At 69.8% G+C, this 25,813-nt stretch carries 23 protein-coding genes and 7 tRNA genes; 19 read left to right on the top strand and 11 right to left on the bottom strand.

Features of this window, described 5'->3' with window-relative positions; all coding sequences use genetic code 11:
- Window positions 1-64 precede the first annotated feature (64 nt).
- Entirely contained in the window at window positions 65-364 is a 300-nt protein-coding gene (locus Q4V64_RS09505; RefSeq protein WP_124443744.1) for a zf-TFIIB domain-containing protein, read from the top strand.
- 62 nt (window positions 365-426) lie between these two features.
- Here the strand turns inward: Q4V64_RS09505 and Q4V64_RS09500 are convergent.
- From Q4V64_RS09500 to Q4V64_RS09480, 5 genes are all read right to left on the bottom strand, one after another.
- A tRNA-Val gene (locus Q4V64_RS09500) sits at window positions 427-498 on the bottom strand.
- 11 nt (window positions 499-509) lie between these two features.
- A tRNA-Val gene (locus tag Q4V64_RS09495) sits at window positions 510-581 on the bottom strand.
- A 37-nt stretch (window positions 582-618) separates the two neighbouring features.
- Window positions 619-690 (bottom strand) — tRNA-Val (locus Q4V64_RS09490).
- Between the two features lies 1 nt (window position 691).
- Window positions 692-765: transfer RNA gene (locus Q4V64_RS09485), tRNA-Cys, on the bottom strand.
- A gap of 39 nt (window positions 766-804) precedes the next feature.
- Window positions 805-877: transfer RNA gene (locus Q4V64_RS09480), tRNA-Gly, on the bottom strand.
- A gap of 178 nt (window positions 878-1,055) precedes the next feature.
- Here Q4V64_RS09480 and Q4V64_RS09475 point away from each other — a divergent pair.
- The 3 genes from Q4V64_RS09475 to Q4V64_RS09465 all read left to right on the top strand — a co-directional run bounded on the left by Q4V64_RS09475 (window position 1,056) and on the right by Q4V64_RS09465 (window position 3,892).
- Complete coding sequence (locus tag Q4V64_RS09475) at window positions 1,056-2,090, top strand: chorismate-binding protein (protein WP_124443745.1); 1,035 nt, start codon at window positions 1,056-1,058, stop codon at window positions 2,088-2,090.
- Between the two features lie 85 nt (window positions 2,091-2,175).
- Entirely contained in the window at window positions 2,176-2,997 is an 822-nt protein-coding gene (locus tag Q4V64_RS09470) for an aminodeoxychorismate lyase (protein ID WP_124443746.1), read from the top strand.
- A gap of 67 nt (window positions 2,998-3,064) precedes the next feature.
- Window positions 3,065-3,892, top strand: coding sequence for a GNAT family N-acetyltransferase (locus Q4V64_RS09465; protein WP_124443747.1), 828 nt, complete (start codon window positions 3,065-3,067; stop codon window positions 3,890-3,892).
- 2 nt (window positions 3,893-3,894) lie between these two features.
- Here the strand turns inward: Q4V64_RS09465 and Q4V64_RS09460 are convergent, their stop codons facing one another.
- Window positions 3,895-4,398 carry a DsbA family protein gene (locus Q4V64_RS09460; protein WP_172629481.1) on the bottom strand — a complete coding sequence of 168 codons (504 nt, stop codon included), beginning with the start codon at window positions 4,396-4,398 and terminating at the stop codon, window positions 3,895-3,897.
- A gap of 215 nt (window positions 4,399-4,613) precedes the next feature.
- On the opposite strand from Q4V64_RS09460, the gene Q4V64_RS09455 reads away from it, so the two are divergent.
- Window positions 4,614-5,060: a hypothetical protein gene (locus Q4V64_RS09455; RefSeq protein WP_124443749.1), complete on the top strand. Its 447-nt coding sequence runs from the start codon at window positions 4,614-4,616 to the stop codon at window positions 5,058-5,060.
- A gap of 283 nt (window positions 5,061-5,343) precedes the next feature.
- Window positions 5,344-5,496 (top strand): hypothetical protein, encoded by a 153-nt coding sequence (locus tag Q4V64_RS09450; RefSeq protein ID WP_020138043.1) that lies wholly within the window; start codon window positions 5,344-5,346, stop codon window positions 5,494-5,496.
- Between the two features lie 84 nt (window positions 5,497-5,580).
- Here Q4V64_RS09450 and Q4V64_RS09445 read toward each other — a convergent pair whose 3' ends face one another.
- Window positions 5,581-6,141: a CGNR zinc finger domain-containing protein gene (locus Q4V64_RS09445; protein ID WP_124443750.1), complete on the bottom strand. Its 561-nt coding sequence runs from the start codon at window positions 6,139-6,141 to the stop codon at window positions 5,581-5,583.
- 974 nt (window positions 6,142-7,115) lie between these two features.
- Entirely contained in the window at window positions 7,116-7,529 is a 414-nt protein-coding gene (locus Q4V64_RS09440) for an SsgA family sporulation/cell division regulator (protein ID WP_004002642.1), read from the bottom strand.
- Between the two features lie 191 nt (window positions 7,530-7,720).
- Between Q4V64_RS09440 and Q4V64_RS09435 the strand changes: the two genes are divergently transcribed.
- The 7 genes from Q4V64_RS09435 to Q4V64_RS09405 all read left to right on the top strand — a co-directional run bounded on the left by Q4V64_RS09435 (window position 7,721) and on the right by Q4V64_RS09405 (window position 15,280).
- Window positions 7,721-8,176 carry a TIGR02611 family protein gene (locus Q4V64_RS09435; RefSeq protein ID WP_124443907.1) on the top strand — a complete coding sequence of 152 codons (456 nt, stop codon included), beginning with the start codon at window positions 7,721-7,723 and terminating at the stop codon, window positions 8,174-8,176.
- Between the two features lie 78 nt (window positions 8,177-8,254).
- Window positions 8,255-8,326 (top strand) — tRNA-Val (locus tag Q4V64_RS09430).
- 361 nt (window positions 8,327-8,687) lie between these two features.
- Window positions 8,688-9,974: an extracellular solute-binding protein gene (locus Q4V64_RS09425; RefSeq protein ID WP_124443751.1), complete on the top strand. Its 1,287-nt coding sequence runs from the start codon at window positions 8,688-8,690 to the stop codon at window positions 9,972-9,974.
- Between the two features lie 14 nt (window positions 9,975-9,988).
- Window positions 9,989-10,945: a sugar ABC transporter permease gene (locus tag Q4V64_RS09420; protein ID WP_124443752.1), complete on the top strand. Its 957-nt coding sequence runs from the start codon at window positions 9,989-9,991 to the stop codon at window positions 10,943-10,945.
- Window positions 10,942-11,814: a carbohydrate ABC transporter permease gene (locus Q4V64_RS09415; protein WP_124443753.1), complete on the top strand. Its 873-nt coding sequence runs from the start codon at window positions 10,942-10,944 to the stop codon at window positions 11,812-11,814. Before Q4V64_RS09420 ends, Q4V64_RS09415 begins: the two co-directional genes overlap by 4 nt.
- A 19-nt stretch (window positions 11,815-11,833) precedes the next feature.
- Entirely contained in the window at window positions 11,834-12,433 is a 600-nt protein-coding gene (locus tag Q4V64_RS09410) for a hypothetical protein (RefSeq protein WP_124443754.1), read from the top strand.
- Window positions 12,434-12,538: 105 nt separating this feature from the next.
- Window positions 12,539-15,280 carry a Tat pathway signal sequence domain protein gene (locus tag Q4V64_RS09405; RefSeq protein ID WP_124443755.1) on the top strand — a complete coding sequence of 914 codons (2,742 nt, stop codon included), beginning with the start codon at window positions 12,539-12,541 and terminating at the stop codon, window positions 15,278-15,280.
- An 18-nt stretch (window positions 15,281-15,298) separates the two neighbouring features.
- On the opposite strand, the gene Q4V64_RS09400 is transcribed toward Q4V64_RS09405, so the two are convergent.
- Window positions 15,299-17,758 carry a hypothetical protein gene (locus Q4V64_RS09400; RefSeq protein ID WP_124443756.1) on the bottom strand — a complete coding sequence of 820 codons (2,460 nt, stop codon included), beginning with the start codon at window positions 17,756-17,758 and terminating at the stop codon, window positions 15,299-15,301.
- 59 nt (window positions 17,759-17,817) lie between these two features.
- Here Q4V64_RS09400 and Q4V64_RS09395 point away from each other — a divergent pair, with 59 nt between their 5' ends.
- A complete protein-coding gene (locus Q4V64_RS09395) occupies window positions 17,818-18,264 on the top strand; it encodes an SRPBCC family protein (protein ID WP_124443757.1) in 447 nt (148 codons plus the stop codon).
- A 39-nt stretch (window positions 18,265-18,303) separates the two neighbouring features.
- Window positions 18,304-18,375: transfer RNA gene (locus Q4V64_RS09390), tRNA-Val, on the top strand.
- A gap of 53 nt (window positions 18,376-18,428) precedes the next feature.
- Here the strand turns inward: Q4V64_RS09390 and Q4V64_RS09385 are convergent.
- On the bottom strand, window positions 18,429-19,157 hold the full coding sequence (locus Q4V64_RS09385; protein ID WP_124443758.1) for a 3'-5' exonuclease: 729 nt from the start codon (window positions 19,155-19,157) through the stop codon (window positions 18,429-18,431).
- A gap of 191 nt (window positions 19,158-19,348) precedes the next feature.
- On the opposite strand from Q4V64_RS09385, the gene Q4V64_RS09380 reads away from it, so the two are divergent.
- The 4 genes from Q4V64_RS09380 (at window position 19,349) to Q4V64_RS09365 (ending at window position 23,933) form a co-directional block, all read left to right on the top strand.
- The gene (locus Q4V64_RS09380) at window positions 19,349-19,915 is read left to right on the top strand and encodes a DUF4365 domain-containing protein (RefSeq protein WP_124443759.1); all 567 of its coding nucleotides are present in this window, start codon (window positions 19,349-19,351) and stop codon (window positions 19,913-19,915) included.
- Window positions 19,912-21,138 carry a hypothetical protein gene (locus tag Q4V64_RS09375; protein ID WP_124443760.1) on the top strand — a complete coding sequence of 409 codons (1,227 nt, stop codon included), beginning with the start codon at window positions 19,912-19,914 and terminating at the stop codon, window positions 21,136-21,138. Before Q4V64_RS09380 ends, Q4V64_RS09375 begins: the two co-directional genes overlap by 4 nt.
- A 121-nt stretch (window positions 21,139-21,259) precedes the next feature.
- On the top strand, window positions 21,260-23,236 hold the full coding sequence (thrS, locus tag Q4V64_RS09370) for a threonine--tRNA ligase (protein WP_124443761.1): 1,977 nt from the start codon (window positions 21,260-21,262) through the stop codon (window positions 23,234-23,236).
- Between the two features lie 136 nt (window positions 23,237-23,372).
- The gene (locus Q4V64_RS09365; RefSeq protein WP_124443762.1) at window positions 23,373-23,933 is read left to right on the top strand and encodes an HIT domain-containing protein; all 561 of its coding nucleotides are present in this window, start codon (window positions 23,373-23,375) and stop codon (window positions 23,931-23,933) included.
- Between the two features lie 36 nt (window positions 23,934-23,969).
- On the opposite strand, the gene Q4V64_RS09360 is transcribed toward Q4V64_RS09365, so the two are convergent.
- Window positions 23,970-25,631: a hypothetical protein gene (locus Q4V64_RS09360; protein WP_124443763.1), complete on the bottom strand. Its 1,662-nt coding sequence runs from the start codon at window positions 25,629-25,631 to the stop codon at window positions 23,970-23,972.
- Window positions 25,632-25,813 lie beyond the last annotated feature (182 nt).

The raw sequence follows: 25,813 nt of genomic DNA, 5'->3' as shown, positions 1-25,813 counted from the left end.
CCGGACAGAGTCTTGTCCTGGCGAAACGCGAAGCAGGACCGACCGGCGAGGAGTTGAGCCGACCATGCAGTGTCCGAAGTGCCATGCGCCGATGCACACGTACAACCGCAACGGCGTCCAGATCGAGCAGTGCAGCGGCTGCCGCGGCATTTTTCTCGACTACGGCGAGCTGGAGGCGCTGACCCGCCTGGAGTCCCAGTGGTCCGGTCCCGCCGTCCCGCCGCCCCCGGCCGCTCCGCAGTACCCGGCCGCGCCCGGCGCTCATGCCGCCCCGGCTTGGGGCGCCCCGCACGGCGGCCACCACGGTGGGCACCATGGTCACCACCGCGACCGGGGCTTCGGCCGCATGCTGTTCTCCAGCTGAGAGCCGAGAGCCGACCGGCAGACGAAGAAGCCCCCGGCCGCAGGGCCGGGGGCTTCGGTGTGTGGACGATACTGGGATTGAACCAGTGACCTCTTCCGTGTCAGGGAAGCGCTCTCCCGCTGAGCTAATCGTCCGGGGTGCTGCGTGCGCGATACTGGGATTGAACCAGTGACCTCTTCCGTGTCAGGGAAGCGCTCTCCCGCTGAGCTAATCGCGCGGGGTGCGGATCTTGCCGTAAGTGCTGGAAGATCCAGTGGACGATACTGGGATTGAACCAGTGACCTCTTCCGTGTCAGGGAAGCGCTCTCCCGCTGAGCTAATCGTCCTTGGAGGTGGAGACGGGATTTGAACCCGTGTAGACGGCTTTGCAGGCCGTTGCCTCGCCTCTCGGCCACTCCACCAGGAGTGCGGGGAATCGGGAAGATCCCCTTCATCCTGCGAGCGGACGACGAGGTTCGAACTCGCGACCTCAACCTTGGCAAGGTTGCGCTCTACCAACTGAGCTACGTCCGCCTGTCGTTTCGGTCGGCTTACGCGTTCCGGCGACGAGGTGAACTCTAGCGGATTCCGGGGCCAGTACAAAAACGCGTTTGCGCAGCGTGCTGCGCTGCGCCTGCTCACGGGCCTGCTCGGGGCACCCGGAGGGTCACAGACAGGTCACCCGCGGGACACGCGCCATAGACTCGACCGCGTGCTCGACCTGCCCCCTCTCGCTCGTTTCGGTGACCGTGTCGCCACCGGGCTCCTCGACGTCACCAGCGATACGGCGGCCCTGGACTCCACCGGTTTCTGGGCTGTGTGCGCCGACTACGAGGGCCGTGTGACCTGCGCCAGATTCAGGGACGTACGAGAGGAGCCCGTGCCCACCCCGGTGCCGGGGGAGTGGCGGGGGCCGGCCGCCGGTGACTGGACGTCCTCCCTCGACCGCGCCGCGTACACGGCCGGGGTGCGGCGCATCCGTGAGCACATCGCCGCCGGTGAGGTCTACCAGGCGAACCTCTGCCGGGTGCTGTCGGCGCCCGCGCCGCCGGACGCCGACGTGGACGCCCTCACCGCCCTGTTGGCCCGCGGCAACCCGGCGCCGTATGCGGGAACGATCCGCCTGCCCGGTCACGGTGTGGAGATAGCCACCGCGTCCCCCGAGTTGTTCCTGCGCCGCGACGGCCGGGTCGTCGAGTCCGGCCCGATCAAGGGCACCGGTCGTACCGAGGCGGACCTCCTGGCCAAGGACTACGCCGAGAACGTGATGATCGTGGATCTCGTCCGCAACGACATCGGACGCGTCTGCGCCACCGGCAGCGTGACCGTCCCCGATCTGTGCGCCGTGGAGAAGCACCCCGGCCTGGTCCACCTCGTGTCGACCGTACGCGGCGAGCTGTGCGAGGGGGCAGGCTGGCCGGAGCTGCTGGCCGCCGCGTTCCCGCCCGGCTCGGTCACCGGTGCGCCCAAGTCGAGTGCCCTGCGGATCATCGAGGCACTGGAGACGGCGCCCCGAGGTCCGTACTGCGGCGGGATCGGCTGGGTGGACGCCGACCGGGGCGTCGGCGAGCTGGCCGTGGGCATCCGCACCTTCTGGATCGACCGGGAGGCCGCCGTACTGCGCTTCGGCACCGGCGCCGGCATCACCTGGGGTTCCGATCCCGAGAGCGAGTGGCGGGAGACCGAACTGAAGGCGGCTCGGCTCCTCGCGGTAGCGTCGGGTATGTACGAGGCGAGTGGAGAGTGACTGAAGTGCTGTGCCAACCCGGGGGCAACCCCCGGACCCCCGGCCGCTGCGACGCCTCCGGTACTGATTCGTGAGGAAGACACCAGTGAAGCTATGGCTCGACGGCGGGCTGCAGGACATCGAGTCCGCCCGTGTCTCCGTCTTCGACCACGGGCTGACCGTGGGCGACGGCATCTTCGAGACGGTGAAGGCAGTGGACGGGAAGCCGTTCGCGCTCACCCGGCACCTCGACCGGCTGACCCGCTCCGCGCGCGGTCTCGGCCTGCCCGACCCCGACCACGACGAGGTCCGCCGCGCCTGCGCCGCCGTCCTGGAGGCCAACCCGATGCCGCTGGGCCGGCTGCGCATCACGTACACCGGCGGCCAGGGCCCGCTCGGTTCCGACCGCGGTGAGCACGGTCCGACCCTCGTGGTCGCCCTCGGCGCGTCCGCCCGGCGGCCCGACTCCACTGCCGTGATCACGGTCCCCTGGACCCGCAACGAGCGCGGCGCGCTCACCGGCCTCAAGACGACCTCGTACGCCGAGAACGTCGTCGCCCTCGCCCGGGCCCGTGAACAGGGCGCCTCCGAGGCGCTGTTCGGCAATACGGTCGGACAGCTCTGCGAGGGCACCGGCTCGAACGTCTTCGTCGTCCTCGACGGCGAGATCCACACCCCGCCGCTCGCCTCCGGCTGCCTCGCGGGCATCACCCGCGCCCTGACCGTCGAGTGGACGGGCGCGAGGGAGACCGACCTGCCACTGGACGTCCTGGACCGGGCCGAGGAGATCTTCCTGACCTCCACGCTGCGGGACGTACAGGCCGTGCACCGGGTCGACGACCGTGAACTCCCGGGCGCGCCGGGCCCGGTGACCGCCAAGGCCATGCGGATCTTCGACGAGCGGGCCGGGGACGACCTCGATCCGTAAAGGCCGCACATATTGGGCTGCCGCACATATTGGGCTGACCCGGAGCGCCGCAGCGGGTAGAACTCCGATGATGACCACGACCCTGCGGCCCACCGAGCCGCTCCAGCGTGCCGCCGACGGGATGCTGTCCCGCCACTACCAGGTGTGCGTGAACAGCCGTCCCGTCGGAGCGATACACCTGTCGACGCACCCTGTCTTCGGGCCCGCCGTCGCCCGGATGGAAGACCTGCGCATCGAGGAACCGGACCGCCGGCGCGGCCGGGGCACGGTGGCCGCGCTCGCCGCCGAAGAAGTGGTACGGGGGTGGGGCTGCAAGCGGATCGAGATCGCGGTGCCCGCCGACGCGGAGGCCGCTCTGCGGCTCGCCACGGCCCTCGGCTACGTGCAGCGCAACCGCGCCATGGAGAAACGCCTCGGCCCGACCGCGCCCGAACTGCCCGAGGGCAGCCGGGGCAGACCCCTGACCGAGACCGAGTACGGGCCATGGCTCGAACAGGGCAAGGAGAAGTACGCGCAGAGCTGGATCGACCGCGGCGTCCCCGCGGAGGAGGCGCGGGCCAAGTCCGAGAGGGACCACGCGCGACTGCTGCCGCAGGGCCCCGGGACGCCCGGTGTGCTGCTGAGCGTCCTGGAGCACGAGGACACCCGAGTGGGCACGCTCTGGGTGGCGCTCGAGGAGGAGTGGGCGTACGTCTATGACGTCGAGGCCGACGCGCGTTTCCGTGGCCGGGGGCACGGCCGTTCTCTGATGCTGTTGGCCGAGGCCCAGGCGGTGGCCGCCGGAAAGCGCGTCCTCCGCCTCAACGTCTTCGCGGGCAACACCCCGGCCGAGCGGTTGTACGAATCGCTTGGCTACGCCCCGGTGCGGTACATCATGTACAAGAACCTGCTCTGAGGTCACTCCGCCAGCAACCGGTCCGCGATCTCCTCGACACGCTCGCGCAGCCCCTCCTGGCTCTTGCCGCCGTCGAGGCGCTCACCGCCGATGACGTACGTGGGGGTGCCGGTCACGCCGATCGCCTTGCCCTCGGCCTGGTCGGCATCGACGATCAGGATGTGCCGGCCGTCGATCAGGGCGGTGTCGAACTCCTCGTCGTCCAGACCCAGTTCACGGGCGACCTCGACCAGGAAGGGTTCTCCCTTACGGTCCAGCTCCTCCACCCGTCCCAGCACGGCCTCGACGTACGGCCAGCCCTGCCCCTGCTCCGCGGCCTCCTCGGCGGCCTGCGCGGCGGCGAAGGCGTGCTTGTTCTTCTCCAGCGGGAAGTGCCGCAGCCGCAGTTCCAACCGGTCGCCGTAGCGGGCACGCAGGGCGCGCAGGTCGTCCAGGGCGCTGCGGCAGTCCGGGCACTGGAGGTCGCACCAGACATCGAGAACGGGGGCGGGAGGGGAGTCGCTCATGGTCACAGTCTCCCAGCCCCGGCCCCGGACGGCCCAATCGGACCCCGGAGTCGGGGCGGCCCGGCGAGGTCGTACGACCGAACGGCACCTGCGGAGGAGCTGACCCGGAGATGTCCCTGATGTCCGGCCGGAGGATGGCCCGGCGGGGTGCGGTGGGTGCAGGATGGAAGGGACGAAGTGGCCCTTGCCCGACCAAGCCCTGCCTGGAGGACCGGATGATTGCCGAGACCGTCTGTTCCGCCGTCTCCGCGGCAGGCCTGGGCATCGCGGCGGTCACGGCGTACCGCAAGCGTTTCCTCACGGCCGCCCGCATCGCCGCGTACTCACTCGTCCCGATCGGCCTGGTCATGACCGGCGTCGTCGAATGGCTGGCGGACACCGCCTTCAGCCCGACGGCCTGGATGGGCTTCGGAGTGCTCGGCGTCTCCTGGCTGCTGTTCACGACCACACGCGCCGTGGAGCGCCGTCGCGGCGGCACCCGCAAGGAGCGCAAGGCGGCCAAGAGCGCCGCTCAGCGCGAGGCCGTGGCTCCGGCGGCTTCGGCGCCCTCGCTCGCGGCCGGCTCCCGCCCGGCGGCCCGTCCCGCGGGCAAGCCCCGCGCCGAGACCGCCACGGACGACTTCAGCGACATCGAGGCCATCCTGAAGAAGCACGGCATATGACCGTCGCGGAGGACGGCACCCGACTTCCGCATGACGGAACGTCCGCATGACGGACTGAGACGGACTGAGACGGACTGAGACGGACTGAGACGGACTGAGACGGACTGAGACGGACTGAGACGGACAGGGACGGCCGATACGGACTGAAGTGACACAGGTGGGCTCCTGCGCGTCCGGAAGTGATCACGACCCGAACCGGACATCACGGAATCCGGCGAACTCCCGCTCATTACGGGCGTGTTGATCGCGCCGGGAGTGCCGACTACGTCATCATCGCCGCGAGATGCTGGACACGACACAGAGCGATGCCGCGCCGCCGCAGGACGAGCCGCGCGGATGCCTCTTCGCCCTTTCCCAGCCACCGCTGATGATCTTCCTTGCGGTGATCGGGTGTCTGCTGCTCATGGCTGCGCTGCACGACCTGCTGTTGCTGTGAGCCGTACCCGTGGTTCCCGGCGCCACCCGCCGGGGACCACGTCGACACTTGTTCTGTCGTTGGTCCTGGCCTGGCGCGTGGACGTCAGCCGGCCGCCTCCTTGCGCCGCGCCCGGTATGCGGCCACATGCAGACGGTTTCCGCAGGTCCGGCTGTCGCAGTAGCGACGTGAACGGTTGCGGGAGAGGTCCACGAAGGCCCGCCGGCAGTCGGGCGCCTCACAGCGGCGCAGCCGCTCCTGCTCGCCGGCCACCACGAAGAACGCGAGCGCCATCCCGCAGTCGGCCGCCAGGTGATCGGCGACGGAGGCGCCGGGGGCGAAGTAGTGGACATGCCAGTCGTAGCCGTCGTGGTCCGTGAGGCGGGGGGTGGTCCCGGCGGCGGCGATCAGCTCATTGATCAGTCCGGCGGCGGTCCGGGGCTCCGGAGCGGCGAAGACCGCGGCGAACCGTCCGCGGATCTTGCGCACCGCCGAGAGGTCGAACTCCGAGAGCGTCCCGACATCGCTGATTTCGTGGTTTCGCACGAAATCCTCGAGGGCCGCGACGTCAGGCAGCGCGTCGGGCGCCGCGTCGTCCTCCGGCGCGGTGTTCACCAGATCCACCACGGTGTCGAGGGCGCACCGGGTGTCGTGGGTGATCAGCACGTTTCGCTCCCTGGCCTGGGGGTCGGGCGTGCGCCCGCCGATGCAGGCCGATGGTAATGGCTCGACGGAAGAGGAAGCACCCACGGAACCACTCCGGCCGACCCGCGCAGCCGACGGGAAGCCGGTTCCGCGCGATCCGCGGGCAGCTGGCTCCGCCCAGCCGATCCGCGTTGGCTGCGGGCAGCCGGCTCCGCCCAGCCGGCTCCGCCCAGCCGATCCGCGTTGGCTGCGGGCATGCGTGCCGCCTGGGGCGTCCCGTCGGCTGCGCAGGCGGCACCCACGGCCGATCCGCGCAGCCGTCGGGAGGCCGGTTCCGTGCGATCCGTGGTTAGCCGTTCGCGTTAGCTGCGGGCTTTCGTGCTCCCCTCAGTGTCTTGAGGGCCTGCCATGGGTGCCACGGGTGGGCGCAGGCGGCACCCACGGCCGATCCGCGCAGCCGACGGGAGGCCGGTTCCGTGCGATCCGTGGTTAGCCGTCCGCGTTAGCTGCGGGCTTTCGTGCTCCCCTCAGTGTCTTGAGGGCCTGGGGGACCCCCATGGGTGCCACGGGTGGGCGCAGGCGGCACCCACGGCCGATCCGCGCAGCCGTCGGGAGGCCGGTTCCGTGCGATCCGCGGGCAGCCGCTCGCGTTAGCTGCGGGCATTCGTGCCGCCTGGGGCGGCACGGGTGGGCGCAGGCGGCACCCCGTCAGCGCCGGGCCGCGCGACCCACCCCGCCCAGCACCGACGCCGGGCACTTGGTACCCCGGGCACCCTGGCACTCCAGGGATCCGGCACCCCGGGCACCCTGGCACTCCAGGCATCCGGCACCCAGGCATCTGGCACCGCCGGACACCTGAAGCCCCGGCGCCCGCACACACGCATCGGCGCCGCCCCCACAAAGGGCACGGCGCCGATCCTGGCCGTATACGGCAGTCTGAGCCCGAGCCGTCTCCCCGAGTGGACGGCGCCGGGCGGCTCTGTGTGGTCTCGCCTCTAGCTTTCCGCCAGGATGTGCGAGAGCTCCTGATCGAGATCGAAATGCCGGTGTTCCGTGCCGGGAGGCACGGCCGCGTCCGTCCGCTTCAGGAAGGACTCCAGGGCCCGCGCCGGGGCCTCGAGCAGGGCCTCGCCCTCCGGGGAGCTCAGGGCGATGCAGACGACGCCCTGACCGTGGCTGCGCGACGGCCAGACGCGGACATCGCCGGTTCCGGTGGGCCGGTGGAGGCCCTCCGCGAGGAGGTCGCGGGCGAACACCCACTCGACGGTCTCCTCGGCTCCGGTGTGGAAGGTGGCGTGCACGGCGTAGGGGTCGGCCGTGTCGTACCGCAGGCCTGCGGGGACAGGCAGGGAGGACTCGCTCGACACAACGAGGCGCAGGTGCAGCTCGCAGCTGACCGTGGTGTTCATAAGCGCCAGGGCCTTTCGCTCAGTGTGCGCTCGGGGATTCGCACGTCGGCGAAATCGACATGCCACCTACGGTGCCGTTGTAAACCCCTCTGAGCGTTTTGCGTGTCTTTACGTAACTCTTCCGGCCGAGAGTAGGTTCGTACCGTACGGCCATTCCGGTGACCGGTTTCTGTCCGGTAGGGTTTGGCCGTATGAATACGGGGAGTGACGAGCCGGGCGAGGTCGTTGCCGTGGCTGCGGACGAGACGAAGACTGGCGGGGTGAAGGGCGAGCAGGGGCTCGGGTCCAGAGCCCCCGAATTCATCAAGGCGCGCCGCCTGCTGCACCTGAGCTGGCAGGTCTGCATCTTCATCATCGGGCTCGCGGTCGTGGTCCTCGGCATCATCATGCTGCCGCTGCCCGGCCCGGGCTGGGTCGTGATCTTCGGCGGCATGGCGATCTGGGCGACCGAGTTCGTCTGGGCCCAGCTCGTGCTGCGCTGGACCAAGCGCAAGGTCACCGAGGCGACCCAGCGAGCCCTGGACCCGAAGGTGCGGCGGCGCAACATCATCCTGACGACGATCGGCCTCGTGATCGTGGGCGTGATCGTCGGGATCTACCTGGTGAAGTTCGGGTTAGTGATGCCCTGGAAGATCAAGGACCAGTGATCCCTGACGGGGGTGCGCAGGTCGGTCGGCACCGGTCACACGCACCCCCTGACATGGGGTAATGTTCTTCGTGCGCCCGGGCGATTAGCTCAGTGGGAGAGCGCTTCGTTCACACCGAAGAGGTCACTGGTTCGAACCCAGTATCGCCCACCCGGGTCGGCGGCCCGTCTGCGACAGAGCAGACGGGCCGCCGCCGTATGTGCACCCCCTGGCGAGCTCTCCAACCCCGCTCCGGCAGCCCGTACCCCCAGCGATTTTTGGCCGAACAACATCCGTGTGCGGAAGGTCAGATCGCGTTCGGCCCGCCGATCACACCCGCCTCACCTGCGGAATTGCCCGGACCGTCGCCCGGTTCGCCTCCGACAGGCCGTCAGATCGCCGAGTCGCGTCCCAAGAAATTCCTGTCCGAATCATTGACGCACCTCGAAGCCCTCCGTAGCTTGTGCCAGCAAGCGCTTACTTGAAACGATTCATGCAGGCGGCAATGACGCTGCGGGGAGGGGGCCCAACCATGGGAACCAGCAGGAATGTTGAGAGGCGAACGATCCTGAAGGTGGCCGGGGCCTCGGCGGCCACGATCGGCCTGGGGGCGACGACCGCGTGCGGTGGTGACAGCGGTTCTGGAGACGGGACGGTGACGCTTCGTTACGCGTGGTGGGGCGGCGAGCCGCGCACCATCGCCATCAAGAAGTCGATCGCGCTCTTCGAGAAGAAGTACCCGAAGATCAAGATCAAGCCTGAATTCACCGACTACGAGGCGTTCTGGGAGAAGTTCCAGACCCAGGCCTCCGGCGGTAATCCGCCGGACGTTTTCCAGAATGCGGTCGGTTTCCTGCGCAAGTACGACAAGCGCGGAGTTCTGATGGATCTCAAGTCGCAGGCGGACGCCGGGAACCTGAGCCTGGAGAACTTCCGCAACGGCGTTCTGGCGAACGGTCAGGTCGACGGCAAGCAGATCGGCATACCCGTCGGCGCCAACACCATGGCGCTCGTCATCGACCTCAAGGCCTTCAAGAAGGCGGGCGTCGAGGCGAAGTTCGGCTGGACCTGGGACGAGTACTTCGACGCGCTCCAGACGATCCAGGACAAGCTGAAGATCGCCGGCGACACCGGCTACTTCAGCATCATGTACCTCTACGACCTGTACCTGCGCCAGAACGGCAAGGCCTTCTTCACCGACAGCGATCTCGGCTTCACCGAGGACGATCTGACGCAGTGGTGGGAGGACGGCTACAAGCGCGTGAGATCCGGGCTCGTCGCCGACCCGAAGAAGATCGAGCAGGTCAAGCCGAAGTCGGGTCTGTCGGCGGGGCTCGCCGCGTCCGAGTTCACCTGGGACAACTTCTCCATCCGCTACGAGGGCGAGGGCGAGTCGGACTACGGGCTCGCGCCGATCCCCACCACGGACGGCAAGGAGACCGGCCAGTACCTCGGTTCGCTGATGATGAGCGCCTTCTCCGGGACCAAGCACCCCAAGGAAGTCGCCCAGTTCATCAGCTTCATGGTCCATGACCCCGAGGTCGGCAAGATCATGGGCTACGACCGCGGCATCCTCGCCACCACCGAGCAGTACGACGCGTTCAAGCCCACCGACGCCAACAACAAGGGCGTCGCGGCCTACGAGGACGAGGTCGCCAAGGCCGGCGTCCTCGGGAAGATCACCCCGCACCCGTCCGGCGCCGACGTCATCGAGGCCGCGTTCCTGCGCATCGGCGGTGAGGTCGCCCAGGGCAAGACCAAGCCGGCCGATGCCGCCAAGGCGCTGTTCAGCGAGGCCAAGGCCGCGTTCGCGGGCTGAGGGGACGTACCACCATGACGCTCGTCAAGGAAGCGCCCGTGCGCCCGGCCGGGAAGCGGTCCGCCGCTCCCGCCGCCGGGCGCCGCGGGCGGCGCCGCGAGAACCTCGCCGGCTATCTCTTCATGTCGCCGTGGATCGCGGGGTTCCTGCTGCTCACGGCGGGACCCATGATCGCGTCGCTGTACTACGCGTTCACCAGCTACAACCTGTTCACGCCGCCCCAGTGGGTGGGGCTCGACAACTTCACGACGATGTTCCAGGACCCGCGCTGGCAGAAGTCGGTCGAGGTCACGCTGAAGTACGTCGTCGTGGCCACACCGCTGAAACTGCTGCTCGCGCTCGGCGTCGCGCTGCTGCTCGCGCAGAAGCGGCGCGGACAGGGCCTGTACCGGGCCGCGTTCTACATGCCCTCGCTCATCGGTGCCAGCGTCTCCGTCGGCTTCGTGTGGCGGGCGCTGTTCTCGGACGACGCGGTCGTGGACCGTACGCAGAAGATCTTCGGTGTCGACGTGGGCGGCTGGATCGGCAATCCGGACTACGTCCTCTACTCCCTGGTGGCCCTGAGTATCTGGCAGTTCGGCGCGCCGATGGTCATCTTCCTGGCCGGTCTCAAGCAGGTCCCGCAGGAGCTGTACGAGGCCGCCGAGGTGGACGGGGCCGGTCCCCTGCGGCGGTTCTGGAACATCACGCTGCCGATGATCTCCCCGGTGCTGTTCTTCAACGTACTGCTGGAGTCCATCCACGCGTTCCAGGTGTTCGGCTCCGCCTACGTCGTCTCCGACACCCGGTGCGGGCCCGCCGACGCCACGCTCGTCTACACCTGTTACCTCTACCAGAAGGGCTTCAAGGAGGCCCAGATGGGCTTCGCCTCCGCGATGGCCTGGACGCTGGTGATCGCGGTGGCGCTCGTCACGGCGGTCCTGTTCTGGTCGCAGAAGAAGTGGGTGCACTACGAGGAGGCCGCCAAGTGACCAGTGCCACCAGCCCTGCCCTGCACACCGCGAACGAGCGGCGGCGCACCGGATCGATCGCCTGGCACGTGGGCGCGCTCGCCGTCCTCGCGGTCGTGCTGTATCCCGTGATCTGGGTGGTCGGTGCCTCGTTCAAGCCGAGCAAGGACATCATCGCCAGCCTCGACCTGCTGCCCACCAAGCCGGTCTGGGCGAACTTCTCCGGGCTCGCCGACGGTATCTCAGGCATCTCCATCAGCAGCTTCTTCTGGAACTCGCTGATGTACGCGGTCCTCGCCGTGGCCGGTGTCGTGCTGTCCAGCTCGCTGACCGCGTACGCCTTCGCCAAGATCCGGTTCGCCGGGCGGAACCTGCTCTTCACGCTGATGATCGGCACGCTGCTGCTGCCGTACCACGTGCTGCTCATCCCGCAGTACGTGCTCTTCCGCAACCTCGAACTCACCGACACCCTGGTGCCGCTCGTCGCGGGCAAGTTCCTGGCCACGGAAGCCTTCTTCGTGTTCCTGATGGTGCAGTTCATGCGCGGGCTGCCCCGGGAGCTGGACGAGGCGGCCAAGCTCGACGGCTGCGGGCATCTGCGCACCTACTGGTCGATCGTGCTGCCACTGAGCCGGCCCGCGCTCATCACCAGCGCGATCTTCACCTTCATCAACGCCTGGAACGACTTCATGGGGCCGTTGATCTACCTCAATACCCCTGAGAAGTACACGGTTTCGCTCGGCCTGATGATGTTCCGTGACCAGGAGGGCATCTCCAACTACGGCAGCATGATCGCGATGTCGTTGGTGGCGCTGGTTCCGGTCATCGCCTTCTTCATGGCCTTCCAGCGGTACCTCATCGACGGTATGGCGACGTCCGGACTGAAGTGAAAGAACTGAGGCTGTCACCATGGCGCAAGCACGCGTGAAGGCCCGCGCCCCGCGCAAGGAGTCCGTGTTCGGCGAGCGCTTCGCGGTCTTCGCCGAGTGTCTGCTCACCGGCGTGTGGATCGCCGTGGCCTGCCTCGGGGTCGTCACTTACCCCGCGGCCTTCGCCGCCGGCGCGCGGCATCTGCGGCGTCGTACGAGCCACGAGGTCGGTGGCGTGCGGGAGTTCGTCGCGGACTTCCGGGCGGCCGTGCGCGGCGGGTGGGTCGTCGGGCTCGCCGGGTGGGCGGTGGCCGTCGCGGTCTGGGTGGATGTCCTGGCCGCGCGGTCCGGGCTGCCCGGTGGGCCGTTGGTGGGGGCCGTCGGCATCTTCGCGCTGATCGGGCTCGCCGTCGCCCTGCTGCGGGCGGCGGCGGTCTGGACGCCGGGTGCCACTTGGCGGGCGCTGCTTTCCGACGCCGGGCGGCGGACGGTGCTCGATCCCGCCGGGTCCTTCCTGGTCGTCTGCGGGCTGGCCGTCGTCACCCTGTCCGCCTTGTTCGTCGCGCCGCTGGCGGTCCCCGTCCTGGGGGCCGTCGCGGCGGCGGCCGTCGCCGTGGAGGAGCGGTACCGGCGCCGCTGACCGGCGGTGCCTCGCATCAGGTCGGCGCCCCGGGCGCCGTACCTCGCTCTGTCATGCCCCTGACCACCCCTGCATCCCGCACGGAAAGGAAAGGCTGTATCTCTCATGTCTCCCATTCCCCGCAGGTCCGTCCTCAAGGCGGCCGCCGTCGCCGGAGCCGCCGCGCAGTTCAGCTGGGCGCTAGGAGCCAAGGACGCTGAAGCCGCGCCGAGAGCCGCGGACGCCGACGCCGATCCCGTGACCCTGGACTGGCTGGAGGACGGCGGCCTGGGCGTCGCCCCCGGCTCCACCGTAGGCGTCCCCTGGCCGAAGGGCGTCTACCAGGAAGACCAGAAGTTCGCGGTGACGGACGCGGACGGCAAGTCCGTGCCAGTGCAGTCGTGGCCGATCGCGTACTGGCCGGACGGATCGCTGAAGTGGACCGCGCACGCGGTCAGTTCGGGCTCCGGCAAGCTCACCCTCGCCGCGGGCGAGGCAGCGACCCCCGCCAAGAAGGTCACCGTCGACAAGAGCGGCGGCACCATCGACATCTCCACCGGCGTCATCACCGCGAAGATCGGCAAGTCCGGCGCCACGCTGATCAAGTCGGTCACCCGTGGCTCCACGGAGATCGCCAAGAACGGCCGGCTCGTGCTGATCCGCCAGCCCGAGATCGAGGACGAGGACCAGGGCTCGGTGAAGACCGAGCGCTTCGAGGGCGCCATCTCGAAGGTCGAGGTCGAACAGGAGGGCCCGGTCCGCGCGGTCGTCCGCATCGACGGCAAGCACCGCAAGGGCAGCCGGAGCTGGATGCCGTTCTCCATCCGGTTGTACTTCTACGCGGGCGCCGACTCCTTCCGCATGGTGCACACCGTCACGTACGACGGCACGCAGGAGCCGGGCAAGGCCGGCGGTGACTTCATCCGAGGGCTCGGGGTCCGGTTCACCGTCCCGATGCGGGACCAGTCCTACGACCGTCACATCCGCATCGGCGGCGAGGGCACCGGTCTGCTGCGTGAGGCCGTCAAGGGCATCACCGGACTGCGCCGCGACCCGGGGGCGGCCGTGCGCACGGCCCAGTTCGAGGGCAAGAAGCTGCCGGACCCGTCCACCTGGGACCAGCGGGTCACCACCCGCCTCCAGTACATCCCCGAGTGGGGCGACTACACCCTCTCGCAACTCTCCGCCGACGGTTTCGGCGTGCGCAAGCGCACCAAGAAGGGCCACGGCTGGATCCCGGCGGGAGGGGGCCGACGAGCCAGCGGCTTCGGGTACGTCGGCGGCGCGTCCGGTGGATTCGCCTTCGGGCTGCGGGACTTCTGGGAGAAGTTCCCCGCCCAGCTCGACATCCGCGACGCCCAGACCGACGAGGCCGAGGTCACCCTCTGGCTCTGGTCGCCGGAGGCGCAGCCCATGGACCTGCGCTTCTACCACGACGGCATGGGCCAGGACACGTACCCCGAACAGATCGAAGGCCTCAACATCACCTACGAGGACTACGAACCCGGCTTCGGCACCCCCTACGGCATCGCCCGCACCAGCGAATTCCTCTTCTGGGCCCACGACACCACGCCCAGCGCGGAGGCGATGGCCCAGCAGGTCGAGGCCGTGCGCACCCCGCCGCAGCTGGCCGCCCCGCCCAAGCAGCTCATCAAGGCGGGCGTCTTCGGCAAGCTGTTCTCCGAGCCGGACCGCTCCACCAGCGCCAAGGCGAAGATCGAGGACCACCTCGACTTCCTCTTCACCTACTACAAGGACCAGGTGGAGATGCGGCGTTGGTACGGCTTCTGGGACTACGGCGACATCATGCACACCTACGACCCGAGCCGCCACCAGTGGTGCTACGACGTCGGAGGCTACGCCTGGGACAACTCCGAACTCTCACCCGACCTGTGGCTCTGGTTCGCGTACGTGCGCTCCGGCCGCGCCGACGTCTTCCGCTTCGCCGAGGCCATGACCCGGCACACCGGCGAGGTCGACGTCTACCACCTCGGCAAGTGGGCGGGCCTCGGCACCCGGCACGGCGTCCAGCACTACGCGGACAGCGCCAAGCAACAGCGCATCGCCAACACCACCTACCGCCGCTACTACTACTTCCTCACCGCGGACGAACGCGTCGGCGACCTCATGCACGCCAATGTCGACTCCGACGAGACATTCCTCGTGCTCGACCCCATCCGCAAGATCCGCACCGAGCCGTACACGCCCGACCGCCACGCCCTGTCCATCGGTTTCGGCACCGACTGGAGCGGCCTGGTCTCCGCCTGGCTCACCGAGTGGGAGCGGCGCGGCCCCAAGTGGGAGAAGGCCAAGGCGAGGGTCCTGTCCACCATGGAGACCATCGCCGCCCAGCCCAACGGCTTCGTCCAGGGCGACGCGCTGTACGACCTGGACACCGGGAAGTTCGCCGTCGCCAAGGAGCCGAAGGTCGGCGTCTCGCACCTGTCGGCCATGTTCGGCCTGGTGGAGCTGTGCGCCGAGCTGATCGACCAGGTCGACATGCCGAAGTTCAAGGAGGCGTGGCTCGACTACTGCCGCTACTTCAACGCCACCAAGGCCGAGCAGAAGGCCCGTTACGGCTCCGACTTCGGCTCCCTGCTGCTGTTCCAGGGCCACTCGCGGCAGGACGCGTACGCCGCCGTCCAGACGGGCGACGACAAGCTGGCCACGCGCGCGTGGCAGCAGTTCTACAACAGCCGGGACACCTGGGACTACAAGGAGTCCACCGACTGGTCCACGAAGAAGATCGAAGGCCCGACCGGCCTGGTCCCCGGCAGTGAGGCGGCCTGGGTGTCCACCAACGCCACGGCCCTGTACGGCCTGGCGGCCATCCAGAACCTGGCGTTGGTCGGCGACAAGATGCCGTAGCCGTTTCGCGCGAGGCGCCTAGGTCATCCTCCCCAGGACCTCCCGCACCCGCCGGACGTCCCGGATCCGCTGCTCGTACGTCGCACCGAGTGCGAGCAGCAGGAGTCCGGCGAGGGCGGGAGGCACCCAGCGGGGGAGGGCGCCGGTCACTTGCACGAGATACGGGGCGAGTTCGTGCAGCGCGACCAGGGTGAGCACCGAGCCGCCGAGCAGCAGCGGCGCCTGGAGGTGATGCCGGGCACCCAGCAGGGTGACCAGCAGCGCCGCCGCGCCCAGCAGCAGCGGACGCGTCCAGTGCGGGTCGCCCCAGGCCGCGACGAGACTCGGCACGAGGGTGGCGGTGAGACCGGGGCCGTACGCCGTCCAGGAGGAGGTCTGCGGGTCGCGGTGCCGGCGGAGGGCGCCGACGAGCAGGGCCGGGACGGTGACCGGAAGCGTGTACGCCTCGGGACTCCCGATGTCCCAGGCCGCCAGGCGTACCCAGGTGGCCAGGACGAAGAGCGCCGCGGACGCGTAGGCGACGGGGCGGCGGTCCGGGCGGATCGCCGTGCCCGCGGTGATCACTCCGCACAGTGCGAGGACCAGGGCGAGCATCGGTGGGTCGCCCGCGGCCAGCCCGACGGCGAGCAGCCCGGCAGCCGCGCCCGCGACCTCGACCGGAACCGTGGCCCGGGAGTCGCCGAGCCGCGCCGTGAGCAGGGCGGCGGCCACCGGGACCGCCAGAACCAGCAGAGCGGTGTGCTGCGGCTGCCAGTCCGCGGCGGCGCCGGTCGCCGCGGCCAGTGCGGCGGCGTACGCGAGGGCGGCCGGGGCGGTGACGGGGGCGAGGTGTGCCCGCCACGAGGCCGACGCGAACAATGCCGTCAGCGCGCTGAGCACGACGAGGGTCGCGGTCTGGGAGGCGAGGGAGAGGAGGGCGAGGCTGAGGGAGGTGACCAGGGCGAGGACGAGGGCGGTGAGCCGACGTCCTTCGGGGTCAGGCGTGGTTTCGCGTGCGTAGGCCGCTGTCGCGAGCGCTCCGGCTGTCGTGACTCCCTGGACCGACAGCCCGGCGGAGTAAGGAAGTTCGAGGACGGCAGGCAGGATGAGCGCCGTGGCCCAGATCAGGCCCAGCGCGCCGGTCCGGGCCCGAGGACGCCAGGCCGTGTCACGGACCGCCAGGGCGAGTACGGCCGCCACCGCCGCCAGCACGACGGGGGTCGCTGCCGCGTCCGGCGGCCAGGGCGCGTCCCTCGTCACCGCGGCGCGGACGTCCGACGGCGTACCGGTCCAGGCGCGCTCCGCCCAGCCGACCGGTCCCAGCACCGCCACTGCGACGACAGGCAGCGCCCACAGCAGGGCCAGCGCCTGTACGGCGCCGGAGGCCCAGGCGAGTCCCTGTCGCACCGCATCCGGCAGCCGACCGGCCAGTACCGCCGCCAAGAGGGCGATCCCGCAGGCCAGATGGGCCGGAACCGTCCACATCTCAGGCAGGACGGAGCGCGCCAGGCCGCCGAGCGCGGCCACCATGAGCAGCCCGGACGTGACGGCGAGGCCGAGGGAACGCTTCTCTCCAGGGGCGCGCGCACCGCCCTCCGTCTCGCCGGGCTCGCGCACAGCCGTACGCCCGCCATGCCACGCGGCGCCCAGCGCGATCGCCGACCCAAGGGTGAGGAGCGCCGCCGCACGGGCGGCGGCGCTCGGGCCGGTGGCCGTCCAGGACAGCCAGCCGGCGGCCAGTACGCCCCAGGCGCCCATGCCGTACGCGCCGACGGCGGCGACGACACGTACGGACCCGGCCGTCACCCGCAGCGCCACCACCGTGTCGACCCCGGCCGTCACCAGCAGTGCGGCCGTGATCCCGTACGGATCGGTGCCGGCGGCCAGCGCCCACAGGAGCAGCGGGAGCTGGGCAGCGGTCAGCGCGGCGGGGAGGGGCAGCCGCAACCCGGCCGTCCCCGGCAGCAGGCCGTACGCCAGCCAGGTCGCCGCCAGCACCGCCGACGCGACCGCCGCGTATCCCGCCCCGTCCGTCCCCGCGAGGGCGGCCTCGTGCAGGGCATAGGCGTCGAGGACCGTCAGCGCGAGCCCGAGGCCCGCCACCGACTCGGCCGTCGACCGCAGCCCCCGCCTCAGCAGCACCGCCGGCACCGCGAGCGCGGCCAGCGTGACCGCGCCGAGCACCAGCGCCCGCCCGGTGATCCCCAGGTGACCCCAGCTGACCAGCGTGAACACCATCGCCGCGATGGTCAGCAGGACACCACCGAGCAGCAGGAGCACGTTCTGCACGCTGGGTGCGGCCGCCTCCGGGCGGGGCGGTGCGACGGGAGCCGGCCGCGCCCTGTGCAGGGCCGCGACCAGCCAGGCACGGCGGGCCAGCAACTGGGCTCGCCGGACGTCCAGTTGCCACAGTTCGGCGTCGAGGAGCCGCAACTCCTCGGCCGGGGGCGGGATCTGCGTCATGCCTTGGAGTGTGGTCTGGGTCACGCCGTACGGCATGAGTGCGGGTACTCAGGACGTACTCAGATATGGGCCCCCACGCCGGGCAGACTCCGCCCATGGACTGGACCCATTACCGCTTCCGCAGCCTGTGGTCGCTGCCCGCGCGACCCGCCGCCGTGTACGACGCCCTGGAGCGGGTCGAGGACTATCCGCGCTGGTGGCGGCAGGTGCGTGAGGTGAACCGGATCGACGACGCGAGTGGTGTGATCACGATCCGCTCCCTCCTGCCGTACGACATCACCTTCATCGTGCGCGAAGTGCGGCGCGATCCGGTGGCCGGGATCCTGGAGGTCGCCATGTCGGGGCACATCGACGGCTGGGCACGCTGGACGATCACCGCTCGCGGCAGCGGCAGCCTGGCCCGCTACGACCAGGTGGTCGACGTGAACAAACCGCTGCTGCGGCGCTTCGCCGTACCGGGGCGGCCGGTCTTCCGTGCCAACCACTGGCTGATGATGCGGGCCGGACGGCGGGGACTGACCGCGTACTTGGAAGCGGTTTGAAGGAAACGTGCCGGGACCTGTATTGTTCAGTGCGTTCCCGGGCGATTAGCTCAGTGGGAGAGCGCTTCGTTCACACCGAAGAGGTCACTGGTTCGAACCCAGTATCGCCCACCGGGAAAGGCCGGTCCGCCACAGCGGACCGGCTTTTTTGCGCACCTGGTCAGCTAGGCGGCCGCCGCCGGTAGGTCCGGACGCAGCGGCCATGCCGGATCCACCGCCTCCTCCACGCCGCTGCGCGCGAACCACGCCTGCAGGCCCCGCGCCTGCGCCGCGTGCCACACCGCCTGCAGGGTGTGCAGTTCGGCGGGGGAGAGGCGCTCCAGCCGCGCCGCGAAACGGCGCCCCACCGCCCGTACGAGGTCCAGCGCGGCCATTGCGTCGGCCGCCGCGTCGTGCGCGCCCTCCAGCGAGACGCCGTACTGCGCGCACAGGTCGGTGAGGGTGCGGCGGCCCTTGCGGTAGCGGTCCAGGTGCTTGTCCAGGACCCGCGGGTCGAGCACCAGCAGCGGCGACGTCTCGAACCAGCCGCTCAGGGACGAGGCGCGATGGCGGCGCAACTCGCGGTCCAGCAGCGTCAGATCGAACGGCGCGTTCATCACCACCAGCGGACGGCCCGCCGTGGCCTGCTCCGCCAGCGCCTCGGCTATCTCGTACATCACCGGAGCCGGCCAGCGGCCGTTGAGCCGGAGATGCTCCTCCGTCAGCCCGTGCACCGCCGTCGCCGCGGCGGGCACCGGCACGCCCGGGTTCACCAGCCACCGGCTCACCCGCGGCCTGGTCCCCGGTGCGTCCTGGACGACGACGGCGGCCGACACGATCCGGTCGGCTTCGACGTCCACACCCGTGGTCTCTGTGTCGAAAGCGGCCAAGGCCCCTTCGTACCAGCACGTCATACCTACACAACCCCTCGTTCACCCACGGCAGCTGACGCCCCGTCTTCTGCCCGTTTGGTGATACCCGGGCTGTTTGCGCCGTACGCCGGAAGGACACAACAGGAGTACGGGTCCTTGCAGTTCAGCGACCCGACGCGGAATTCACTCGGCCCCGGTGCGGGCATCTCACTTGGCTGGGAAGGCTGTTCGTCATGGCGATAGCGCAGCCCGAGCGGGGCGGGCTGCTGCCCGAACGAACGGGCCCCCATCGCGGCACACTCGCCACCACCGCCTGCATGGAGACCTTGCAGGTGGGCTACTTGCACGCGGTCGCGGCGGCCGCCGGCTGCTCACTGTCCCAGCCATTTCCGGACAACGGCATCGACTGGCACGTCAGCCACAGCGCACCCGGACACACCGTCGACGACGAGGTGACCATCAAGGTGCAGCTCAAATGCACGTACCAGATCCCGCCGAACCCTCCCGGCCGCACCTTCTCCTTCACACTCGACAACGCCCACCTGCGCAAGCTCGCCCGCACCCCGGTCTCGGTGCACAAGATCCTCGTCGTGATGCTCGTGCCCAGGTCCCAGGACGACTGGCTGCGCGCCAGTCACGACCGGCTGGACCTCAGGCACTGCTGCTACTGGACCAACCTCGCCGGTCATCCCGTCACGGGCCGGAACCGGACCACCGTGCGGATACCGACCTCGCGCATCTTCGACGACCGGGCGCTCTGCGAGATCATGACGCGGGTCGGGACCGGAGGCAGACCATGACGCACCGCCCGCTGGAGCAGCCGCTGCGGTCCGTACGACCGCACCCCGTCGACCAGGCCGCCGTCGTCTGGAACCGTGCCCCCGACCCCGGCGACGTCGACCCGGCCGTGCTCAGCGCCCTGCTGCACCGGCACGGCTGGCAGCGGCGCGGAGGAGCGGCCGGACGCTACGGACGCTGGACCCCGCCCGGACCGGGCGGCGGCGGGACGAGCCTGCTGGTGCCCGAGAGCCGCGCCTTCCCCGACAGCGACGATCTCCTCGGCGAGGCGCTCCTCGCACTGTCCCGCAGCGGCACGCCCTCCGCGCGCGAGGTACTGGTCTCCCTCGCCGTGCCCAGTGACGAGATCCGCTGGTGGCGTGATGTGCCGACCGGCCCGGCCGGCGCCGCCCCGTGGACCGTCGAGGAACAACTGCGCGCCGCCGCCCGCCAGATGCTGCTCGCCGGCGCGCTCGCCACGCGCGCGCGTGCGGGCTATTACGGCGCCCGCTACCGGCGCACCGCCGCCGCGTCCCTGGAGAACGTCCTCGTCGGTTCCGCGGCCGGCGGTCGCCGCCTCACCGCCTTCGTGCCGGTCGGCACCGGGCGACCGCTCGCCGTACGCCTGCACCAGGCCCTGTACGCCGCCCGCGAGGCCATCGACTACCAGCGGGCCACCGGCGGCATGGACGCCTTCGACGGCGCCGTCGAGGCGGGCGTCAGCCGTGAACTCACCGAGGCGCTGATCGCCCTGGTGCGCGGCACGGAGGGGGCGCGGGTCGCCGTGGAGTGGGCACCGGCGGCCGGTGTTCCACAGGGCTGCGCGGCGGGTGGCGAACCCGTCGAGTTCTCTCCCGGAGACCTTCCCGTCCTGCGTGAAGCCGGGGCACGGTACCTGCGCGAGGAACCGTCCGTGCCCGTCCGGATCACGGGTGCCGTGGTACGGATGCGCAGGTCGGGGCCGCGCGGAGAGGGTGCCGTACGGCTGCGGGTGCTGGCCGGGGCCGAGATCCCGCACGTCCGGCTGGCGCTGGACGAGGAGTCGTACCGCATCGCTGGGCACGCACACCTGGTCGGACTGCCGGTGCGCGTGCACGGGCGATTGGAGAGCCGGGGCGGGTTCCGCAAACTGACGGGGGTCTCCGCGGTCGTACCGGTGCAGGTGGACGAGGCCGAGCGGGACCGGCTGATGAAGTCGCTGCAGGAGGATCTGGACTTCTTCGAGGAGGCCTGCGGAGGAGACTGAGGCGTAGGAGGCCGGGGCGGAGGTCATCCGTTTAGCGGTCGGGGGTCCGGGGTCGGTACGATCCGGTAATGCGCGCGCTCCAGGTATGGCGCCGCACCCCACCTTCAGTCAGGAGAGACCGGTGTCAGACGTCCGTGTGATCATCCAACGCGATTCCGAGCGGGAAGAGCGCGTGGTGACGACGGGCACTACGGCCGCGGACCTCTTCGCCGGCGAGCGCTCGATCATCGCCGCGCGTGTGGGCGGCGAGCTCAAGGACCTGTCGTACGTCCTGTCCGAGGGCGAGGAGGTCGAGGGCGTCGAGATCTCCTCCGAGGACGGCCTGAACATCCTGCGCCACTCCACCGCGCACGTGATGGCGCAGGCCGTGCAGGAGCTCTTCCCCGAGGCCAAGCTGGGCATCGGCCCGCCGGTCAAGGACGGCTTCTACTACGACTTCGACGTCGAGAAGCCGTTCACGCCCGAGGATCTCAAGGCCATCGAGAAGAAGATGCAGGAGATCCAGAAGCGCGGGCAGCGCTTCTCGCGCCGTGTGGTGACGGACGAGGCGGCCCGTGAGGAGCTGTCGTCCGAGCCGTACAAGCTGGAGCTGATCGGCCTCAAGGGCTCGGCCTCCGCGGACGACGGCGCCGACGTGGAGGTCGGTGCGGGCGAACTGACGATCTACGACAACCTGGACGCCAAGACCGGTGACCTGTGCTGGAAGGACCTCTGCCGCGGTCCCCACCTGCCGACCACCCGGAACATCCCGGCGTTCAAGCTGATGCGCAATGCCGCCGCCTACTGGCGGGGCAGCGAGAAGAACCCGATGCTCCAGCGCATCTACGGCACCGCCTGGCCGACCAAGGACGAGCTGAAGGCGCACCTCGACTTCCTCGCCGAGGCCGAGAAGCGCGACCACCGCAAGCTGGGCAGTGAGCTCGACCTGTTCTCCATCCCGGAGCAGATCGGCTCCGGCCTCGCCGTCTTCCACCCCAAGGGCGGCATCATCCGCCGGGTCATGGAGGACTACTCGCGGCGCCGCCACGAGGAAGAGGGCTACGAGTTCGTCTACACCCCGCACGCCACGAAGGGGAAGCTCTTCGAGACCTCGGGCCACCTGGACTGGTACGCCGACGGCATGTACCCGCCCATGCAGCTCGACGAGGGCGTGGACTACTACCTCAAGCCCATGAACTGCCCGATGCACAACCTGATCTTCGACGCACGCGGCCGCTCGTACCGTGAACTGCCGCTGCGGCTGTTCGAGTTCGGGACCGTGTACCGGTACGAGAAGTCGGGCGTCGTGCACGGCCTGACCCGGGCCCGCGGCTTCACCCAGGACGATGCGCACATCTACTGCACGCGCGAGCAGATGGCCGAGGAGCTCGACAAGACGCTCACCTTCGTCCTCGGCCTCCTGCGGGACTACGGCCTGACCGACTTCTACCTGGAGCTGTCCACCAAGGACCCGGAGAAGTTCGTCGGCTCCGACGAGGCCTGGGAGGAGGCGACCGAGACGCTGCGGCAGGTCGCCGAGAAGCAGGGTCTGCCCCTGGTCCCGGACCCGGGCGGTGCCGCCTTCTACGGGCCGAAGATCTCCGTCCAGACCAAGGACGCCATCGGCCGTACCTGGCAGATGTCGACGATCCAGCTCGACTTCAACCTGCCGGAGCGGTTCGAGCTGGAGTACACCTCGCCCGACGGCTCCAAGCAGCGCCCGGTCATGATCCACCGGGCCCTGTTCGGCTCGATCGAGCGGTTCTTCGCGGTGCTCCTTGAGCACTACGCGGGTGCGTTCCCGGCTTGGCTGGCGCCGGTGCAGGCGGTCGGTATCCCCGTGGGCGACGCGCATGTCGAGTACCTGGAGAAGTTCGCTGCCGAGGCGAAGGCGAAGGGGCTGCGGGTCGAGGTCGACTCGTCGTCGGACCGCATGCAGAAGAAGATCCGAACCCACCAGAAGCTGAAGGTTCCTTTCATGATCATTGTCGGTGACGATGACATGAACGCGGGCACGGTGTCGTTCCGCTACCGCGACGGGTCCCAGGAAAACGGCATTCCGCGTGACGAAGCGCTGGCGAAGCTCGTTGATGTGGTGGAGCGCCGGATTCAGGTGTGACGTGCTCCCCGCCGACGCGGGGGTGGTCCGATCGGCATGAAACAGGGCACGGTCGCCGGCGCGTGCTCCCCGCAAACGCGGGGCTCGGCCCCCGGGATCTCCGGGGGCCTTTGCCGTCCCCCCAGCTCGACGCCATATGCTGCACTGCATGACGAGTGAGCCGGAGCAGCAGTGGGGAGTGGGGATCCAGGACGCGTTCCAGCGTCTGTGGACGCCCCATCGGATGGCCTACATCCAGGGCGAGAACAAGCCGACCGGCCCCGGAGCCGACGACGGCTGCCCCTTCTGCTCGCTGCCGGCCAAGTCCGACGAGGACGGGCTGATCGTCAGGCGCGGTGAGCAGGTCTACGCGGTGCTCAATCTCTACCCGTACAACGGCGGCCACCTGATGATCGTGCCCTATCGCCACGTCGCCGACTACACGGACCTCACAACGGAGGAGACCGCCGAGCTTGCCGAGTTGACCAAGCAGGCGATGAAAGCGTTGCGCAACGCCTCCGGGGCTCAGGGCTTCAACCTGGGCATGAACCAAGGCAGCGTGGCCGGCGCCGGCATCGCCGCCCATCTCCACCAGCACATCGTCCCGCGCTGGGGCGGCGACACGAACTTCATGCCGGTCGTCGGCCACACACGGGTACTGCCGCAGCTGCTGGCGGACACCCGGAAGATGCTGGCGGAGGTCTGGCCGGCGGCCTGACGCCTGGCGGGGGTCCGGGGGCGCGGCCCCCCAGACCTACGCTTCGTACAGGTCGGCCTTGCGCGGCGCCACATCCTGCACAGCCGTGCTGAGGAACGCCGACCGCGTGCCGAACTTCTCCGTGTCCACGCCGTTCTCCTCCAGGACCCGGATCGCCGCCGCGTGCACTACCCGCAGCACCGGCGCCGCCGCGCGCAGCGCGTCGTCGGCCATGAAGCGGTGCCGCCACGGCTTGTCCGCCCAGGCGTGCCGCAGACCGAACGGCTCGGGGAGGGTCAGTGAGCCGCCCAGCCAGTTCAGCAGCGGCGGATACCAGGTGAGCGGCGCCCGGGCCGCAAGGCGGACCACCTCGTCCGCGTCGACCAGCGGAAGCTTCACCTTCCGGGTCTCCCAGAACTTGAGCGACTTCTGGACTTCCTTCTCCTTGGCCGCCGGTTTCGAGGTGAACAGCCCGTGCACCGGCCCCAGCGCGTGCCCGGTCACCTCGATGCGCAGCGTCTCGTGCAGCACGGTCACCGTGATCAGCATGGTGATCACCAGCTGCCCGTCCCACAGCGTCCACTGCACGCCCAGGTAGTGCCGGTCACCGGCGCCGAACTGCTGCTTGTTGCAGATGTCCTGTATGGCGTGCGACTTGACCTGGTACGCCTCGACGTCCGTGCCCTCCGGCCGGGACACCTCCGTCGCGCCCTCCGCGATCGGCGTGACGACCCAGTGCCGTATCGACGGTTTCGGGAAACCGCCGGAGTTCAGCGGCCCGCGCTCCAGCATGCGCAGCTGGTCGTGGATCGAGCGAACGACGTCCCAGCTGCGGAAGGGGTGGATCTCGCGGGTGGGATCGGCGGACACCAGGTCCTCGGCCAGCTGCCAGCTGCCCCAGCGGGTGCCCATGCCGAGTATGCCTTTGGGCCCGGCGTAGAAAACGGAGTTGGACTGCTGCTCGGCACTGAGCTTCGCCAGGGACTGGCGCAGCTGCTCGGCAGCGGTCTCGCGGGGGCTGGTCGGCACCGCCTCGGGCACCTTGGCCCCGACGCTGCTGCCGGCCAGCAGGCTGCCCCAGCGCTCCCGCAGGTCCTTCGCCGTGCGTTCGCAGATCTGCTTGGCCCAGAACCAGCCGACGACCGGCATGACGATCGACCCGCGCGCGTACCAGCCCCAGAATCCCGAGAACGGCATGCGGACCAGGAAGATCACGGCGAGGGCGCCCACCCCGACGAGCAGCGCGGTGGCGAGCGCTCCGGCCTGCTTGTTCTCGTTCTTGGCGATGGTGGTGCGGATCTGGAACACCAGGAGCCACACCAGGAGCCCGGGCAGGAACAGCAGACCGCACAGCACCATGACGATGGTCAGCAGATTGTCGCGGTCCCGGCGGATGTTGTTCGCCGCGAGGCAGTGATCCACCACGACCTGCGGCTCGGCGCCGAAGGACTGGATGAGCGGCTTGCGGCCGGCGCCCAGCATGCGGGCGACCACGGCTCCGGAGAATGCCTCGCCCAGGTTGGGCCGGAAGATCTTCGCCCACTTGCGGCCGCCCTTGACGGCCGACTCGTGCCACTCGTTGTTGGCCTTGAGGATCTCCTCCACCGGATTGTCCCGATAGGCCGCCGAGGCCAGCGCGAAGGTCGGCGTCTGGCCGCCGTCGCCCGTGCGCGGCACCTGCGGACCGAAGATGTCCGCGTAACCGCTCTCAACGGTCATTCCCGCCCCCGATCGCCGCAGGTCCTGCTCATGCGGCCTTCCCGACTTCCGTGCTTCGCACACCTGTTGATCAGGTCTTCAGCGTATCCCCAGGCACCGACATCCGTCGGCGGACGGCCGAAGCCGCCCGCCGACTGGGAGGGGAGCGTTCCACAAACGCCACTTGTCGGGCGCCGAACGCC

The sequence above is a fragment of the Streptomyces sp. NL15-2K genome (assembly GCF_030551255.1).
In the GTDB taxonomy this organism is placed as follows: Bacteria; Actinomycetota; Actinomycetes; order Streptomycetales; family Streptomycetaceae; genus Streptomyces.
This window is presented reverse-complemented; position numbering and strand designations above follow the sequence as displayed.

Coding starts and splice junctions, on each gene's coding strand:
- Q4V64_RS09505 (WP_124443744.1), top strand. CDS start 65: ATGCAGTGTCCGAAGTGCCATGCGCCGATGCACACGTACAACCGCAAC.
- Q4V64_RS09465 (WP_124443747.1), top strand. CDS start 3,065: ATGATGACCACGACCCTGCGGCCCACCGAGCCGCTCCAGCGTGCCGCC.
- Q4V64_RS09460 (WP_172629481.1), bottom strand. CDS start 4,398: ATGAGCGACTCCCCTCCCGCCCCCGTTCTCGATGTCTGGTGCGACCTC.
- Q4V64_RS09455 (WP_124443749.1), top strand. CDS start 4,614: ATGATTGCCGAGACCGTCTGTTCCGCCGTCTCCGCGGCAGGCCTGGGC.
- Q4V64_RS09450 (WP_020138043.1), top strand. CDS start 5,344: ATGCTGGACACGACACAGAGCGATGCCGCGCCGCCGCAGGACGAGCCG.
- Q4V64_RS09440 (WP_004002642.1), bottom strand. CDS start 7,529: ATGAACACCACGGTCAGCTGCGAGCTGCACCTGCGCCTCGTTGTGTCG.
- Q4V64_RS09435 (WP_124443907.1), top strand. CDS start 7,721: ATGAATACGGGGAGTGACGAGCCGGGCGAGGTCGTTGCCGTGGCTGCG.
- Q4V64_RS09425 (WP_124443751.1), top strand. CDS start 8,688: ATGGGAACCAGCAGGAATGTTGAGAGGCGAACGATCCTGAAGGTGGCC.
- Q4V64_RS09420 (WP_124443752.1), top strand. CDS start 9,989: ATGACGCTCGTCAAGGAAGCGCCCGTGCGCCCGGCCGGGAAGCGGTCC.
- Q4V64_RS09410 (WP_124443754.1), top strand. CDS start 11,834: ATGGCGCAAGCACGCGTGAAGGCCCGCGCCCCGCGCAAGGAGTCCGTG.
- Q4V64_RS09405 (WP_124443755.1), top strand. CDS start 12,539: ATGTCTCCCATTCCCCGCAGGTCCGTCCTCAAGGCGGCCGCCGTCGCC.
- Q4V64_RS09400 (WP_124443756.1), bottom strand. CDS start 17,758: ATGCCGTACGGCGTGACCCAGACCACACTCCAAGGCATGACGCAGATC.
- Q4V64_RS09395 (WP_124443757.1), top strand. CDS start 17,818: ATGGACTGGACCCATTACCGCTTCCGCAGCCTGTGGTCGCTGCCCGCG.
- Q4V64_RS09385 (WP_124443758.1), bottom strand. CDS start 19,157: ATGACGTGCTGGTACGAAGGGGCCTTGGCCGCTTTCGACACAGAGACC.
- Q4V64_RS09380 (WP_124443759.1), top strand. CDS start 19,349: ATGGCGATAGCGCAGCCCGAGCGGGGCGGGCTGCTGCCCGAACGAACG.
- Q4V64_RS09375 (WP_124443760.1), top strand. CDS start 19,912: ATGACGCACCGCCCGCTGGAGCAGCCGCTGCGGTCCGTACGACCGCAC.
- Q4V64_RS09365 (WP_124443762.1), top strand. CDS start 23,373: ATGCTGCACTGCATGACGAGTGAGCCGGAGCAGCAGTGGGGAGTGGGG.
- Q4V64_RS09360 (WP_124443763.1), bottom strand. CDS start 25,631: ATGACCGTTGAGAGCGGTTACGCGGACATCTTCGGTCCGCAGGTGCCG.